This is a genomic window from Microcoleus sp. N9_A2 (assembly GCF_036701775.1).
Lineage (GTDB): Bacteria > Cyanobacteriota > Cyanobacteriia > Cyanobacteriales > Microcoleaceae > Microcoleus.
The window spans coordinates 28201-45187 of the sequence record NZ_JAUBRH010000040.1 but is presented as its reverse complement, the minus strand read 5'-3'; the positions used below and the strand labels follow the sequence as shown (position 1 = coordinate 45187).

At 48.1% G+C, this 16987-nt stretch carries 10 protein-coding genes; 5 read left to right on the top strand and 5 right to left on the bottom strand.

Features of this window, described 5'->3' with window-relative positions; translation table 11 throughout:
• Positions 1–245: 245 nt before the first annotated feature.
• The 3 genes from QUA44_RS20685 to QUA44_RS20675 form a co-directional block, all read right to left on the bottom strand.
• Positions 246–5171, bottom strand: coding sequence for a PAS domain-containing protein (locus QUA44_RS20685; protein ID WP_333253789.1), 4926 nt, complete (start codon positions 5169–5171; stop codon positions 246–248).
• 646 nt (positions 5172–5817) lie between these two features.
• Positions 5818–6423, bottom strand: coding sequence for a DUF4276 family protein (locus tag QUA44_RS20680; RefSeq protein ID WP_333253791.1), 606 nt, complete (start codon positions 6421–6423; stop codon positions 5818–5820).
• A complete protein-coding gene (locus tag QUA44_RS20675; protein ID WP_333253792.1) occupies positions 6420–7574 on the bottom strand; it encodes an AAA family ATPase in 1155 nt (384 codons plus the stop codon). Before QUA44_RS20675 ends, QUA44_RS20680 begins: the two co-directional genes overlap by 4 nt.
• Positions 7575–7775: 201 nt before the next feature.
• Here QUA44_RS20675 and QUA44_RS20670 point away from each other — a divergent pair, with 201 nt between their 5' ends.
• Positions 7776–8531, top strand: coding sequence for a DUF561 domain-containing protein (locus QUA44_RS20670; RefSeq protein ID WP_333253794.1), 756 nt, complete (start codon positions 7776–7778; stop codon positions 8529–8531).
• Positions 8532–8693: 162 nt separating this feature from the next.
• Here the strand turns inward: QUA44_RS20670 and QUA44_RS20665 are convergent, their stop codons facing one another.
• Positions 8694–9371, bottom strand: a complete 678-nt coding sequence (locus QUA44_RS20665) for a calcium-binding protein (protein ID WP_333253796.1) — start codon at positions 9369–9371, stop codon at positions 8694–8696.
• A gap of 80 nt (positions 9372–9451) precedes the next feature.
• Between QUA44_RS20665 and QUA44_RS20660 the strand changes: the two genes are divergently transcribed.
• From QUA44_RS20660 to dprA, 3 genes are all read left to right on the top strand, one after another.
• Entirely contained in the window at positions 9452–10099 is a 648-nt protein-coding gene (locus tag QUA44_RS20660) for a DUF2301 domain-containing membrane protein (RefSeq protein ID WP_333253798.1), read from the top strand.
• A 127-nt stretch (positions 10100–10226) separates the two neighbouring features.
• On the top strand, positions 10227–10880 hold the full coding sequence (locus QUA44_RS20655; protein WP_333253800.1) for a YdcF family protein: 654 nt from the start codon (positions 10227–10229) through the stop codon (positions 10878–10880).
• A 124-nt stretch (positions 10881–11004) separates the two neighbouring features.
• Positions 11005–12156 carry a DNA-processing protein DprA gene (gene dprA, locus QUA44_RS20650; RefSeq protein WP_333253802.1) on the top strand — a complete coding sequence of 384 codons (1152 nt, stop codon included), beginning with the start codon at positions 11005–11007 and terminating at the stop codon, positions 12154–12156.
• 229 nt (positions 12157–12385) lie between these two features.
• Here the strand turns inward: dprA and QUA44_RS20645 are convergent, their stop codons facing one another.
• Positions 12386–16759: an FG-GAP-like repeat-containing protein gene (locus QUA44_RS20645; protein WP_333253804.1), complete on the bottom strand. Its 4374-nt coding sequence runs from the start codon at positions 16757–16759 to the stop codon at positions 12386–12388.
• Position 16760: 1 nt separating this feature from the next.
• Between QUA44_RS20645 and QUA44_RS20640 the strand changes: the two genes are divergently transcribed.
• Positions 16761–16987: hypothetical protein (locus tag QUA44_RS20640; protein ID WP_333253807.1), on the top strand; the 227-nt coding region annotated here is incomplete at its 3' end.

The following is a 16987-nucleotide window of genomic DNA, read 5'->3' as shown; positions in this document are numbered from 1 at the left end:
GATATTGTACCATTTTCCTGAATAAGCTTTCCGACCTGTTCCACAAAAAGTGAATTTTCTGGTAGGCCGTTGCTCCTAGCCTGTCAATAAAACGCTGATTGAAAAGGGTGTAATATCTCAGATCTAACCGGACTTGAAATTATTAACTTCTTCCTTTCTTCTTGCCTTTTTCCTTGGCGTTCTTTGCGTCTTCGCGGTTCATTAAATAAAGACTTTTTAGACACAAAAAAACCTTAAAAAATATTTTAGCCAGAACTATCGAGTACCTCCCAAATCGCCTGCACCAACTTGTCGGGGTCTAAAGGCTTACAAATGTGCCGCTGGAACCCCGCAGCCAGGGCCTGCTGATAGTCAATTTCTCCAGCATAAGCCGTGAGGGCGATCGCCGGCACAAGTCCCCCTCGATCTGCAGGTAGAGCCCGAACCTGCCGCAGCAACATATAACCGTCGGTGTCGGGCATCCCAATATCGCTCAACAGCAGATCCGGCACAGACACAGTTAAAGCCGCCAAGGCATCGGCGGCGTTAGAAACTGCTGTCACGGTTGCGCCGCAATCCTCCAACAAAAAAACTACCAAATCTCGCGCATCAGCATCATCATCCACCGCTAACACCCGGATACCGTTGAAATTGAAGGATTTCTCCGGCGGTGTCGGTGCGGGAATTGTTTGAGGTTGCACGGGCATCAGGGGTATTCTGACTGTAAATGTCGCGCCTTTTCCTTCGCCTGCACTGTCGGATTTCACTGTGCCACCGTGGAGTTCGACGAGATGGCGGACGATCGCCAATCCTAAACCCAATCCGCCAAACTTGCGCGTGTACGTGCTGTCAGCTTGCCGGAAATAGTCGAAAACGTAGGGCAGAAAATCAGGTTCTATGCCTTTGCCCGTATCAGTTACAGTAATTTGAGCATCCGTGTCAACCCGATCGAGAGCAATGTCGATTTTGCCTCCGGGTGGGGTGAACTTGACGGCATTTGACAGCAAATTCCAGACTACCTGCTGAAGTCGGCCAGCATCGCCCAACACCCGGCCGAGATTCGGTGCAAATTGAGCGTTGATTTGAATCGATTTGACTTGGGCCGACAAACGCACCGTTTCAATGGCGGCGGCGATCGCCCCAGCTAAATCCACAGGTACAATATTCAAGTTGACTTTGCCTTGCAGAATCCCCGACACGTCGAGCAAATCTTCGATTAGCTGGGTTTGCAGTTTGGCGTTGCGCTCGATCGTTTCTAGGGCGTAGCGCTGCTTTTGCGGTGTCAGCACGTTCGATTGCAACAGCTTTGCCCAGCCCATAATCGGGTTTAAGGGAGTCCGCAATTCGTGGGACAAAACAGCCAAAAATTCGTCTTTGACGCGGTTAGCGCGTTCTGCTTCCTCCCTGGCAGCCTTTTCGAGGGCTAGCAGGCGTTCCCGTTCCGCTTCTGCATTCAGGCGATCGGTAATGTCGGTGTTGGTGCCAAACCAGCGCAGCAAATTGCCTTTCTCGTCGCGCACCGGCACGGCGCGGGAGAGAAACCAGCAGTACGATCCGTCTTTGCCGCGCAAGGGGAAAGTATCTTCCCAAGGTTCGCCTGTTTCAATGCAGCGCCTAAATTTTGCGACAACCCGATCGACGTGTTCCGGGTGGTGCACCTGCTGCCAGCCCCAGCCTTGCATTTCCTCTAGGGTGGTGCCCGTGTAGTCAAACCAGCGCTGGTTGTACCAGAAAATCCAGCCTGTGTCATCTGTCATCCAGGTCAACTGGGCGATGTTGTCAGCTAGAGCGCGGAACCGATCCTCGCTTTCGTGCAGATCCTGCAGAGCTCGCGCGTGCTGGATCACAGTCCAGAGGCGAGCCACCACTTCTTGCATCAGCGAAACTTCATCAATCTGCCAGTTCCGCACTGCCTGTGATGTCACCGCCAAAACAGCCACCCAGCGCCCTCCCTGAAGGCAGGGAACATCGATTAAAGCGCGAATGCCAAGACCATCGTATTTATCGGCAAAAGAGGCTGTATCCGGGTAATTAGCGATATCTGAGATGACAAGTGGTTGATTTGCTATACAGATATCTGTCAATTCTGCCGTCTTAAAGTCTGAGATTTGATAGGTGCCGGCGAGACTGGCCAAACCAGGCTGGTGCCAGTCTCGATCGACAATTGCCACTCCCGCTGCAGTATCAACTTCGTACCAGATGCAGCGATCGACCTGTAGATATTCTCCCAGACTGCTCATAGCTTCCCACAACATTTCTGCGGGATTGGAGCTTTGTGGCAAGCGGAGTTGGAGGCCCGAGAGAAACTGCTCGTTGAGTTGGTCTTTTTTGCGATCGTGAATGTCGGTATTCGTGCCGATCCACTCGACAATCTCGCCCCGTGCGTCGCGAATTGGCACGGCGCGGGACAAATGCCAGCGTTCCATTTGGTCGGAAGCCCGCCGCAGGCGGAACTCAACTTGATAAACTTGTCCGGTAATTTGACACTCTTGCCAGCGGGCAAAAGCTTCTGCAAAATCCGACGGCGGCACTACGAACTCCCAATTGTTTTGAGCGGCTTCCTCGTAAGACATTCCCAGATATTCCGACCATTTTTGATTGGCAAAGCGAAGTTCTCCGGCGGTGTCTAAATTCCAAATCAGGTGGGGCAGCGACTCAGCCAGGAAGCGGAACCGGCGGTCGCTTTCTGCTAAGCTTTCTTCGGCTTGTTTGCGATCGTCAATATCAATGCCAATCCCGGCCCATTGCAGCACCTGTCCCTCCCCGTCTTTGATGGGCACAAGTCGCGCCAAATGCCAGCGGTAGGTGTTGTCAAACCTGCGTACCCGACACTCGAATTCGTAGGCTTCTCCTGCTGCAATAGCCTTGCTGCGCGTGCCGACAACTGTTGGCAGATCCTCTGGATGAAATAATTCCAGCACCGGCACAGTCAGAGGCAATTCTGGAATCAGGCCCGTGTAGCTTAGCCAGTGCTGGTTGCAAAAATCTAACCTGCCGTCGGCGGTGTTGATCCACATTAATTGCGGGACGCCATCGGCGAGGGTGCGGTAGCGATTTTCGCTTTGCCGCAGTGCTTGTTCTATTTGCCGGCGCTCGGTTTTGTCCTGCATGATTTTCAGGAAACCTTGCACGTCGCCTGCTGCGTCGCGCAGGGGCATCACCAGCCCGCTGCCCCAAAAGCGGCTGCCGTCTTTGCGGATGTGCCAGCGCTCGTTTTCTCCCTTTCCTTCAGTCAGCGCCAAGTGCATTTCTAATTCCGGCCTTCTGGCTGCAGAGTCTTCTGGGGTGAAGATGATTCGTCCGTGCTCGCCGACGATTTCAGCTTCGGCATGGCCCAGCATTCTCTCGGCGCCTGCGTTCCAAGTGGTAAAGTGTCCGTCGGTGTCGAGGGTGAAGATGGCGTAGTCTTTGGCGCTGTCGAGAATCAATTGCAGGTGGGTTTCGCGATCGCGCAGTGCTGCTTCTGTTTGTTTGCGCTTGGTAATGTCACTGGTGAAGCCGACTATTTTGGTCACTTCACCTTGTTGATTGGGGATTAAACAGCCTCGCTCCCAAACATCGATCCAGCGCCCGTCTTCGTGCCGGACTCGGTACTCGATTTCGTAGCGCTCAGCACTTAAGATTGATTCCCGCCCGGCTTGGAGGCGCGCCAAATCGACGGGATGGATGCGTTCTCTCCACCACTCTGGTTCTGCCGGTGCATCCTCTGGGCAGACACCGACGATCGAGAACAATCCCTCGGAACGGTAAACTGAGTTTGCTGCCAGATCCCACTCAAACACCATGCCGTCGATCGCCCTTGTAGCTAGTTGAAAGCGGTTGTTGCTTTCTTGCAAATCGAGTTCGGCTTGTTTGCGATCGGTAGCATCAAATAATACTCCGATAAACCGCACTGCTTCCCCTGCGGCGTCGTAGAGATAGCGCCCGAACGCTCTCAACCAGCGGATTTCTTTGGTGTCGGCCCGGATGATGCGGTATTCGGGGGAGTAGAGCGATCGCGTTTGCCGAGCTGTTTCTATTGCCTGCAGGACTTGCTTTAAGTCGTCTGGATGCACGCAGTTTTGCCACACAGCGAAGGTTGTTTCGCCGTCCGGTACTGGTTCGCAGCCCAAAATGCTGAAATGGGTCGCCGACCAAATTATTCGATTTGTTCGCACGTCTAAATCCCAGGTTGCCATGCCTGAGCCTTCGATGGCGACGCTCAAACGTTCTTCGCTTTGTTTCAAGGCAATTTCAGTTTGTTTGCGATCGCTGATATCTGTGAGGGAACCCACGGCCCGCAAGGGATTGCCTGACTCGTCCCAAATTGCTCGCCCTCTGGCTAAAATCCATTTGTAGCGCCCGTCGGAACAGCGAATGCGGTACTCTCCGCAGTAATGTGAGGTTTCTCGATGCAAGTGCTGCTGCCAATTGCTTTGCATTCTCTCCACATCATCGGGATGAATGTAGCTCAAATATTGGCTGAAGTCCTTGACTTCTTCGGGCCCACGTTCCAAAATCTCTAAACAGCGATCGCTCACTACATAGCAATTTGTTTGCAGGTTGTGATCCCAAATGCCGTCGTTGTTGCCCTGCAAGGCTAGCTGCCAGCGTTCTTCGCTTTTTCGCAGGGCTTCTGTGGTTCGATTCGCGCGATCGACTTTTAGGGCGGCAACGGCAAAGTCTGCTAGCATCAGCCCGATCCGCAAGTCTTCAGCATCGAACTGGCCGCTATCGTGAGAGACAATCCAGATTGCTCCCAGCGGTTGATTTACGGCGTACAGCGGCAGCACTAAGGCTTCGGCGATCGGCATTCCTAGCTGCGGCAAGTCGGGGAAATATCGTTCTGGATGCAGGTAAAGCTGGGGAGTTTGCAAGTCTAGACCTGCTCCTGAAAAACGCAATGTCTGGGGTGTATTTGTTTGTTCTGCGACTTCCCAAGCACCCGCCAAGGCTTCCCAATAGAAAGTTTGTTCTGAATCTGCATTTTCTGATAGTAAGCAGACTCCGACGCTGCCTGCGCTGCACAAATCTCGCGCGATCGCCACGAGTGTTTGGAGCAGGGTGCGGGGGGAGGTTGCCAGTTTTCGGGCAAGGGTTTGCAGCGCCCGATTTTCTGCTGGCAAATCGGGCGATCGAGGGGTGCGGCGCGACAGAAGCTTTGCGATCGGAATGTCGGTTAAATTAGTTGGTGGGGTTTGCCAAGGTTCCATCTATCTAGTTGTCTTGATGTCTTTCTGTCTGAGCGGGCGATCGGGCATTCTCTATAATATCAGCGCGCAATTACACCATCTGGTATATTTTATTATCTACCGACAGACATAATTTGTTATCTGTCTTTGGAATTACTTTTGAATTTTTCTGCCCGTTGATTGAGAGCGTTCCAATTTGGTAAAAAGTATTTTTTACGAGTGGAAACATCCCAAGGGTTTTATATATCTTTTTAGCGAGTAAGAGGCTCTCACGGAGAGTGAAAGCTTTCACGCTTGATGGTGGAGCATCTCTGCGGAAATTTAAAAGCGTTGTTGAGAAGTGCGATCGTCCCGCACAGCACAGTATATACATATATAGCCTTTCTGTGCTCTGGTATGAGGTACTATCCGGGATAGGGCATAGGGCATAGGGCATAGGGCATAGGGCATAGGGCTATCCTCACTTTTTTGATAACTATAGTAAGCCAGATGTGATATCAATTCCGGTTGCACTCATACACTCATACATGATTGTTGACTGTTGACTGTTGACTCGATTTTATTATTCCGATGTAACTGGAAACGATATGAAACCCCGCCATAGCTTGATTAAAAATTTTGATTTTTCCAGGACAAGACTCGCGCGCTTGTATCGTTTTGGAACCGATCAAGGAATCAATTCGCCCCCACAAAGAGATAAAATAGTATTCAAAAAAGCCTTTAATTCAGGACAGACTACCGCAGCATCCATGAGATTTTGTCCGTCTAATACTCTTTTGGCATCCCGCGCTTTATCGTAGCTCCGACGTTTCCCCTGTTCAAATATTTCTTTAATCCGATAAGAAGGTGGATTATTGTGATTGACCAGTTCAGGAAGACCGCTAGGAACCGCTCTATTACCTCCTGATATTTGCTGAATTTTTGACCAAAAAGGTAACAGCCAAGCTTCAAAGTCATGGGAAGCTGCATGGGGATAAAATTTAGGATTGTCCCCCACCCATTGTTTCATTTTATCCTTAGCATCCGCTGCATCTTTAAAATCTTTAGTACCCGTATAAACATCTGTTAATGCAATTACAGCATCATAGGCATCTCTACCAGTCAATAAATTTTCCACAACGCGCCTGAGTTTTGCTTCTTTGTGAATGCGACCTTCACAAGATATAAGCTTTAATTTTGGCATCTGCTGTCCCAGGCGTGACTTAAGAAATTCTTGCAACTTAGCCTTAAATGCCATTTCCGTTGCTCCTTCAACCAAAATAGCAATTTTCACGGTCTGCCTCCAAAAATGTTCATTGCCCAAAGCTGATCCAAGCTATAATCTTCTAACCAGTGTTCTAAGTCTATAGAGTCAGCCCAAGTTAGAGTTGTAAGACCATCTTCAGCATCACAAACTAGCACCTCGTGAGGCTTTAAAAATCGGATAAGTCTATCGGAATGAGTTGCGACAATTAGTTGAGTTCTTTTAGAAGCTTCTCTCATGGCATTCGCTAACAGTTGTAACAACTCTGGATGTAAACTAACTTCCGGCTCATCAATCAGCGTGACAGCAGTCAAATCTCGGCTTTGCAGTAGGGTGATTAACCAGAGAAACCTGAGCGTCCCTTCGGATAGTTGGTGCATATAAAAAGGATGAGAAAAATTTCTATCCTTCCAAGTCATTGCTAAAGTTCCGGCTGCTACTGGCGGAAAACTCAACCTTTCAAAATCAGGAAAAGCCGCAGCTAGTGTATCTTGGATAATTTCAAATCGATTTGGATCTGTTTCTCGCAGGTAATAGAGGCATGAAACTAAATCTTCTCCCTTGACACCGGGCAAAGTTGCAGGCCGCATAGATTGAGGTAAACGGATCGGACTTTGAGGGGAAAGATTCAACTCGCCCGCCTTATAAAAGCTACATGAAGCTAAGTGCTGCCTCAATGTTTCTGGTTCCTGATACATCTTAGGAACCTGAGCGAGTGAGCTTTCCAAACGATTGTACTGCCAGTTTGGACGTAGTAGCTTTTCATCGTCTGGACTGAAATATCTGACATCTAAACCGCGAGATTCAATATACTTAAAAGGTTGAGAAGCATGGCGATTGCGCTGTTGGATTAGAGTTTCTGAACCAATTTCATAGAATTGACCTTTGGTTGCAAGTTTCAGAGAATAGTTAAGCGGTTCCTGATTCTCTATAGGCATTGATAAGGAGATTGACACGCTATCAGCCCGGTCTAATGTTACCATCTGAGTTAAACCGCCCAACTCTGAAATTTTGGACTGTAACTGACCGTTGGCTGATGCTGCTAAAAGTGAGAATATTTCTAAAAAAGAACTTTTGCCAACACCGTTAGCACCAATCATCACAGTCAGGGGTCGCATTTCCACTTCTGCCGAAAAAAAACGGCGAAACCCCTCGATCTTTAAGCTATCAAATGCGTTCATAACTTTTGCCCTTGAGCTTAGAGAATTGTAATATGCACAATATTATTCCAGAATCGCGCTTTTTTCCCTATGAGTTGGGACTTGACCTACATTTGCATTCTTTTTGAAGGGTGTAATTAAAAATTAAGAATTAAAAATCAAAAATTGTTCTAATCCGTGTCAAAATGAGTCTAAGAAATTTTCTGAGTTGGAAAACTAACGATGAGTGTAAATTCTAAATTGCAGCGCGCATTTGAGCAAGGTCGCGCCCTGAAAATTATCAGCGGTTTAAATAACTTTGATGCCGCCAACGTTGCGGCTGTCGTCAAAGCAGCGGATCTCGGCGGTGCTTCCTTTGTCGATATTGCTGCCGATCGAGATTTGGTATTGATGGCAAAACTGTTGACAAATCTGCCAATTTGTGTATCGGCTGTGGAACCGCAAAAGTTTGTGGCTGCGGTAGAAGCTGGGGCTGATTTGATTGAAATTGGCAACTTTGATGCTTTCTACGCACTAGGCCGCCGCTTTGAAGCTGAGGAAGTTTTGGAGTTGACTCGCGAAACTCGATCGCTATTTCCGAACATCACTCTTTCTGTCACAGTTCCCCACATTCTGACACTCGACAAACAAGTGCAGTTAGCAATTGAATTAGTCAAAGTTGGGGCTAATATCATCCAAACCGAAGGTGGCACCAGCGCCCAACCAATTCACGCCGGCACATTGGGATTAATTGAAAAAGCAGCGCCTACTTTGGCAGCAGCCTTTGAAATTTCCCGCGCCGTATCCGTCCCCGTACTCTGCGCTTCTGGTATCTCCAGCGTCACCGCACCCCTCGCTATTGGAGCGGGTGCTGCGGGTGTTGGCGTCGGTTCTGCTGTCAGCCAACTTAATAGCGAAGTGGCGATGATCGCGGCTGTTCGCAGTTTGGTTGAAGCTTTGGCTTTGGTTTCGCGATCGCACTTTGCGGCTTCAATTTAATTAAGAAGGTAGAAGGTAGAAGGCAGAAGGCAGAAGGTAGAAGGCAGAAGGCAGAAGGTAGAAGGCAGAAGGCAGAAGGCAGATTTTTCCTATCCCCCACTCTCCCCTTCTCCCCTTCTCCCCCTCTTCCCCTCCCCCACTTTTCCACTTTTCCACTCTTCCTTAATAATAGAGAAACCACACGGCATAATCATCTAATAACTGATTGTTTCGGGAGATCACATCAACTGATTCTAACTCGAATAAAGGCAACATAAACTTTTGGCGATCGCCGACGCGCTGCACTTCCACAAATATGCCTTCTTCCTGAATCTCAAAATCCTGTAACCGATTAATTGTGAAGTTATCAGTATAAGAAGGTTGAGTTTTTTTGAGTCGTGCATATTCTTTTTTACTGCCAGAACCCATTGTATATTCTTCTTCCCATTCAAACTCTTCTATGCCGGTAACGTGGCACGGAAGTTGAATGTTTTGCTTGATGTACTCTAGATATTTGATTGAGTTTTTTAGGGTGCAATCAATATTTTTCGAGCCCAAAACTTTGCTCATTTTAGTTTCAAATTGCTTGGTCTTAAATGGGAGATTTTTGTCGAGCTCCGCTAACATTTCTGGATCGAACCCCGATCTCAATTCTGATAATTCCTCCAGCAGGCTCTGAAAGTCGTTTAGCGGTTTCGGTCTTCTGCCTGCTACAATGGTTTCATCAAGCTGAACTGGAGGAAGTTCGGATTGTGAAGGAAGGGATTTGCTTGGATCGGGGCGATCGTCCAATTGAGATTTGTTAACTTTAGACTTGTTAACTTTAGGCTGGTTAAGTTTAGGCTTGTTAAATTTAGGCATCGCTCGGTCTCGCTGGATCGGTTTATCAATAAAGTATATCTTGGCAGAAGTACATTCGTGTCTGATAGGAGGAAGCTATTATGCAACTACTGAAATCGCCTGATGAATCGCCAGTCTATCAAGGACAATTCGGCGAGTTTACGGTTACTCAAAACGATCGCACGGGAGTGTTGATTTACCGCGCTGGATTGGGCGTGGCGGCGCTGTGTTTTGCGATCGGCACTACTCTGGTGCTGCAACAGGGCGACAACCCGATGGCAATCCAAGCTGTAACGCCTGTTTTTGCTTGTTTCTGGATAGCTTTAGGCGTCAGCTTGGCAACTATTCACATTTACATGATTGCGCTGCACCGAACACTACAGGCGTTTTGGGCGATCGGCGGCGCAGCAGCATTGTTTGTCGCATTACAAAGCAGCCAACCTTTAGCTTTAGCAGTGTACGAACATCCCGCCACGTTGTGGGGAATTGGCTTTACTTTTGCCGCCTTAAATGGCATTTTTTTTAAGGAAGCATTCTGCTTTAATCGCCTCGAAACTAAGTTTTTGACTCCGGGAGTTCCTCTCTTAATTTTAGGACATATTTTTGGCTTTTTGTCAGCGGAAAATGAACAGTTTTTGCTGGCTATTTGGGCCGTTTTATTTATCATCTTTGCTGTGCGTAAGTTTTTTCAACCGATGCCGCAGGATATCGGGGACAAAAGCGTTTTTGAGTATCTGAAACACCAATAATTTGGGAATGGGGCATTGGGAATGGGGCATTGGGCATTGGGAAATTCTCTCAGTTTTCCACTATTTCCCTCTTCCCCAGTCTCGCCGAATCTGCCTCCATACCCGAAAAAATCTAGATCGATTTAAAATGAGAATTCGTCTAATTCGCCGCCGAGAAATGTGGGCAGTTACCAGGGAAGTCTGGGTAATTGCTATGATGGGATTAATAATTGCAATGCTCTTAATTATCACAAAGATCCATCCGTTTTTGGCGGTAAATGCGCCGATTAAAGCAGATATATTGGTTGTCGAAGGCTGGTTGCCGGATTATGCGATCGAAAGTGCGATCGCCGAATTCAAAAAAGGCGAATACCGCCAATTAATTACCACAGGAGTTCCTTTAAGTAAAGGCTTCTATCTCGCTGAATATAAAAATTATGCCGCACTAACTGCCGCGACTTTTATTGCGCTAGGATTTGATAAAAACCAAGTAGTAGCAGTACCAGCAGCGAGTGTGGTGAAACACCGCACTGCTGCTTCTGCGATCGCACTTCGAGATTGGTTTTCTACTTCAGGTTTAAAAGTTAACTCAATTAATCTTTATTCCTTTGGCCCTCACGCCCGCAGAAGTTGGATTGTATTTAAAGAAGTGCTGAATCCTGAGATTAAAGTCGGGATTATAGCGGCGGAACCACAAGATTACAATCCTCAAGAATGGTGGAAATCGAGCGAAGGTTTTCGGACAGTAATCGGAGAAATTATTGCTTATATTTATGCCCGTTTTGTCGATTGGAAAGCTTAGCCATTCTTTTCAACTCTTTCTCTTCTTCCCTTCGCATTCTTTGCGCCTTCGCGGTTCGTTAAAAAAAATCTATATCCCAACCCACAATGATAAAATCATTCTCAGATAAGTTGAGGGCAACTCGTTGTTAGAAGAACGCGCTTACTGGTTAGCATGGTCACAAATTAACGGTATCGGGCCGATTTTGTTGCAAAGATTGCACCAAAATTTCAATAGTTTGGCAGAAGCTTGGACGGCAAAACCAGTAGATTTAATGCGAATCGAAGGGTTTGGCAAGCAGATAATTGAAACCATTTTGCAAGAACGCACTAAACTCAATCCCGAAGAATTTATCGAAAAACATCTTATAAAAAATCCCTGTTTTTGGACGCCTGCAGATCCAGATTATCCCCGCTTATTATTGGAAATTCACAATCCGCCACCAGTGTTGTATTATCGTGGTTTAGTTGATGTAAAAGAGAATCAAGGAATTACGCCGACGGTGGCAATGGTTGGTACTCGCAGCCCTTCGGAATACGGCAGAAGGTGGACTCGCAAAATTAGTACGGCTTTGGCTAAAAGCGGTTTTACTGTGGTTTCGGGATTGGCGGCGGGCATTGATACAGAGGCTCATATAGGCTGTTTGGAGGCGGGAGGAAGGACTTTCGCCGTAGTGGGGACGGGAGTAGATATTGTATATCCCAAACAAAATGAGAGGTTGTGCGATCGCATTTTGCAGCAGGGATTGGTAATTAGCGAATATCCGGCGGGTACTCAACCGAATAAAACTAATTTTCCGCGCCGAAATCGGATAATTGCTGGCTTAAGTCGCGCTACAATCGTGATAGAAGCTCCGCACAAATCGGGTGCTTTAATTACTGCTTATCAAGCTAATGATTTTTGTCGGGATGTGTATGTTTTGACGGGCAGATTGGATGATGAGCGTTCTTTTGGATGTTTGGAGTTGCTGAGTAAAGGTGCTCATCCGATTCTCCCGAATAGTGATCGACTGTTAAGCGAAGACAGGTTGTTGGAAATGCTCGGAGCTATGCCAAAATTGGATAGCGCGCAGCAGTTGTCGCTGTTTCCCCCAAATCCGACGGTTGAAAAGCAAGGGCCGCCGTTGGAGCCGGAATTGGCTAAGGTGTTAAGTGCTCTGGGTTCTGGGCCGAATTCTCTTGATACAATTGTGGAAGCAGCGGGATTGCAAGCGGGAACGGTTTCTGGTATTCTTTTGCAACTGGAATTGTTGGGATTAGTTTCGCAGTTGCCGGGAATGCGATATCAGCGATGCTGATGTGAAAATGTTAGATACTCGGCGGTTGAAACCGCGTCTTGTCAGACCAAATCCGCCGACGCGGATTGAAGAGAGGACTCTGTATTTCTGATTGGTGTTTAAGTCTCGATCCCCCTAAATCCCCCTTAAGAAGGGGGACTTGAAGAACCCTATTGTCCCCCCCTTTTTTAAGGGGGGTTAGGGGGGATCTGCCAGACTATTAAAACAAGTGATTGAATCCAACTCAATCTTAAATCAATCCGAAATTGGCAGCGCTAATACTGCTAGCAGAAACTCCACTGAGAGAAGCTAAAATTTCCCCAGTTTGTGCAAACCGAATTAAAGTAGCCGCGCTATCTTGACTAATCGCCAACTGCGAGAAATCCAGCCCGCTACCCAATACTAACAAGTCTTGACCGAGTTCAAAATCTGCGATCGTATCAGTACCGGAATTGGTAGAAAGCAAGAACTTATCTAATCCCTTACCTCCCGTCAAAGTATCACTTCCCAAACCGCCAGTCAGCAAATCATCTCCCTTACCTCCGTAAAGCATATCGTTGCCATCATCGCCGTTCAAAATGTCAGCGCCGCGATTGCCAAACAAGGCATCATCACCGCTACTTCCGACCAAAGTATCGCTACCTTTGCCGCCGAAAACAGTGTCATTTCCCAGAGTTCCATCGAGGGAATCATTGCCCCTCATACCCATCAATACATTATCTGCGCTGTCGCCAATCAGGATATCGTCGCCATTTGTACCGAGAATTGCATTCGGGGAATTGCTGCCCAAATCAGCATCGCCACTGACAACAGGAGTCGCAAGGCCAACTGGTAAAACTACTGCTTCAATTCTGCTATCTAAAGCAGTACCAGTATTGTCAGCAACTAGCTGGGAAATTGGTTTATTTCCGGTACCAACTTCTTTGAAGTCTTGAGTGGTTGGGCCTAAAGCTACTTGTTGGAGGCGGGCAAGTGATTCAGGAATTGATGTTGCTGTTGGGTTAGAGACAGCGCTATCAATGCGTTGATTGGCTGTTGCCATTACTGTCGCTGCTTGCGATGTAATTTGGCTGACTTGTTGACTGTTGAAACTGGGGTCAATTTGCTGGATTTTAGCGGCTGCTTGCTGAATGATTGGTTCTAAGGCTGCGGCATTACTCAGGTTTAAGACTGTACCGGATTCAATTTGATTGGTAATTGAACTGACAACAGCTTTGACAATATCGGTATTGACTGCACTGGAAGCGCCGTCAATCAAAGCGCTGGTTTGGGTGATGAAGTTTTGGACTTTCACCATTGCGGATAAGACTTGGACTCCGCCTGGTAAATTTTGGTTGGTGGCTGCGATCGGATCTAAGCTAGTTAGGTCAACTTCAGTGGGGAGTCCAAGGGCGGCTTTGACTAAAGATTGCGCTTCTTCTGGTTCAATTCCTTTGTCGGTTAAGTCGGCGACTAAGGTGGTTAGGAGGGTGACTACACTAGAATCGGGCGGTGCGGTGACTGGTGTTTCTAGGGGTAAGCCGGTGGCGGTGTCAGTGCCTCCTGTGGCTACTAGATTGCCTTCTGATGGGTCGATTTCTCCGTTTTTGTTGGTGTCGAATGTCTCGAAGGGGATGTTGAGATTGAATTCACCATTGCTGTCAGTGGTGGTGGATGGTTCGTTGGTGTCAAGGACGCCATTTTTGTTGGCGTCTAGGAAGAGAGTTGCACCGTTTATGTAGCCGTCAATAACTACGCCGGTGCAACTAAATGTCAGCAACATACCCTGAAATGGACGTGTAAGGTCATTGTCGCTGACACTAAGACCCGCCCTGTCTGTTGCTGTTAACTTGATTGTTAACTGCTGCAGTTTAGGACTTGTGCCGCTGAGTGTGCGGGTATCTGGGTTGAAAGTGAGCCAACTTGGCAGGGGACTGCCGTCCATCAGAGTTGCTGTGTAGGTCAGTTGGTCGCCCGGATCGGGGTCAGTGAACGTGTTTTCTGGGAAGGTGTACTCGAAGGTTGATGAGTTGCTCGACTGGATGTACTGGTAATGCCACGGGGTTGTATCGGGGCCGTAGTTGAGGACAGGCGGGTTGTTGGCGACTGTAAAACTGCCTTCTGTGGCAAACTCTGAACCTGCCCAAGCAGCATCAATTGCCTGTACGCTCCAGTAATATGTCTTATCTGGAGACAAATCTTTGAGCTGCCACTGGGTGTTTTGATTGGCATTACCTAGCCCTACAACTTGCCGAGTTCCGTCATTGAGAGACATCGGGGCGAGAATGTCACTGCCCCCTGGTGTCGTGCCAACTCGCAGGTTGTAGCTTAAACCATCGGCAGGAGTTTGAGCATCAGTTGCTTTGTTCCAGTTGAAAGTGACATTTCGGCCAGAAGGCTCAGCCGACAGCCCTGTGGGTGCAGTGGGAGGAGTGTTCGCGATCGCAGTATTGCTGCGGTACACTTGGTTGCCCAGCAAAATATCCAATTTGCCGTCACTGTCGTAGTCTCCCCAAGCTCCAAAACCGGCGCCAGTCAGTCCAGCACTGATATCTTCGCTAAAGCCGCTGCCTGTGTTCCGGTAAACTTTGCTGTAGAACTTGTCATCCAATTCGCTGTTGAGCAAGATATCCAATTTGCCGTCGTTGTCGTAGTCTCCCCAAGCTGCAAAACTGCCACCGGGCAAGACGGCTGTATTGTCTTCGTTAAAGCCGCTGCCTGTGTTCCGGTAAACTTTAGTGATGTTGCCAGAATCTGAATTACCCGCGAGCAAGATATCCAAATCACCATCATTGTCATAGTCTCCCCAAGCAGCCGAACCATTAGAAACACCGGGCAAAGCGAAAGCTTCGCTAAACCCACTGCCAGTATTGCCAAACACCTTGGTTATTTTGCCGGAAAGACTATCGCCCGTTAGCAGGATGTCGAGTTTGCCGTCCTTGTTGTGGTCTCCCCATGCTGCTGAACCGTTGAGAACACCCGGGAGTTGGGCAGTAATATCTGGCGTAAAAACAATATCGCTCTTCCCAGTATTGCGGTACAGTAAGCTTGCGTTTTCCAGGGTGCTATACGTACCGTCTGCATTTTGATTCGTGATACTTTGTTGGGTGGCATTCAGGAGATCGAGTTTGCCGTCGTTGTTGTAGTCTGCCCACGATTGGGAGCTATCAACGGAACTTCTCTGTTCCGAGTTGAATACATTCTCGTTGCTGCCAGTGTTGTCGTAGATTTTCAGATAGTTTGGTATGTCGTTCGTTTGAGCCTGACTTTGCAATTGGTTTGTTTGTAAGGCAAAATTGAGCTTGCCGTCGTTGCTGTAGTCTCCCCAAGATGCGGCAGAAGCTAACTCTAAACCTGTGTTGCCGCTTTCAGCAGTAAATGTACTGCCTGTGTTCCGGTACAGCCAAGTGCTCGTGAAGCTAAAACTGCTACCGAGTGTGCTAAGTAGCTGAGGAGCGCCCGACGCGATAAAATCCAGTTTCCCATCACCGCTGTAGTCTCCCCAACCGCTAATCGCTCCGCCTTTGAAATCATTCGAGATTTCCGTCTTGATTTTGTTGAAAGTGTAACTGCGTTCGAGGTTAGTTACGCTGACATCTTGAGGATCGAGACCTGAGTACACAAAATTTGGAAAAAAGCCGCCACTGTCAGCAAAGTCGCTGCTTATAGCCTGCCCAAGGATAATTTTGTAGGGACGATCGCCATCAGGTTGATTATCGTTAAAACCCTTGATTGTGACAGTCTGAGCTATATCCCAATTATCAGGAGTGAACTTCAGCGTCGATACAGAAACAGTTCCTTCTGCTGTGTTATCACTGCTGACTGGGATGACAACATCGGCGATAGGTTGGCGACTGAGGACAACGCTGAAATTATCGGTGCCACCAGCTTCTGTGGTAGTCAACCCGCTTGTTGGTCCAACGACAATCTTAGAAGGATATTGATTGTCGGAATAAACGAACATATTGGTAAGACTGACATCAGAGGCATCCACACCTGAGTATTTGCTGTCAGTGCTGATCGCAGGGGCGGTAACGATCGTGTAAGGTCGGTTAGCAGCAGAGATAGTACCACCCTCTCCTTTTACCGTTACCTCCTGGGGAATATTCCAGTTGTTAGGTGTAAAGGTAACTCCTGGAGTGGAGAGACTACCTTCTGTTGGATTTTGAGGAGAAACATTCAAACCGATCGTAACAGGAGCCGTGGGCGGGCTATTAAGTGCGAGGGTAAATTTGGCTTTGCCACCTGTTTTAGTGGTGATTAATCCGTTGGTGGGGGAGACGGTGATACCAGCAGATGCGTTATCGTTAGAGCTCAGCTCGTTATCCCTGTTAACAACAGTGGCATCCGGTGCGTCAAGGCCGTTGTAGTCACTATCGGCACTGACAGCAGGGGCAGTCACAATCTGATAAGTCTTATCGCCGTCAAATACTTGATCGTCCACACCCGTGATCGTAATAGGCTGCCACTCATTCCAATTAGCAGAATTGAAGGTAATCAATTCCGGCGAAATTACTCCCTCTGCCTCATTGCTGCTACGCACACCAATTCTCACATCAGCAGTCGGTGGGCGGTTAAGTTTGATGTTGAATCTGTCTGTGCCACCTGCTTCTGTAGTTACTAATCCCGATGGCGGAGTAATCATAATGCCAGGGCTTCCAAGTATTGGCGTTGGAGTCGGAGTGACAGATGTCGTCGGAGTCGGAGTCGGAGTGACAGATGTCGTCGGAGTCGGAGTCGGAGTGACAGATGTCGTCGGAGTTGGAGTCGGAGTGACAGATGTCGTCGGAGTTGGCGTCGGAGTGACAGATGTCGTCGGAGTCGGAGTCGGAGTGACAGATGTCGTCGGAGTCGGAGTCGGAGTGACAGATGT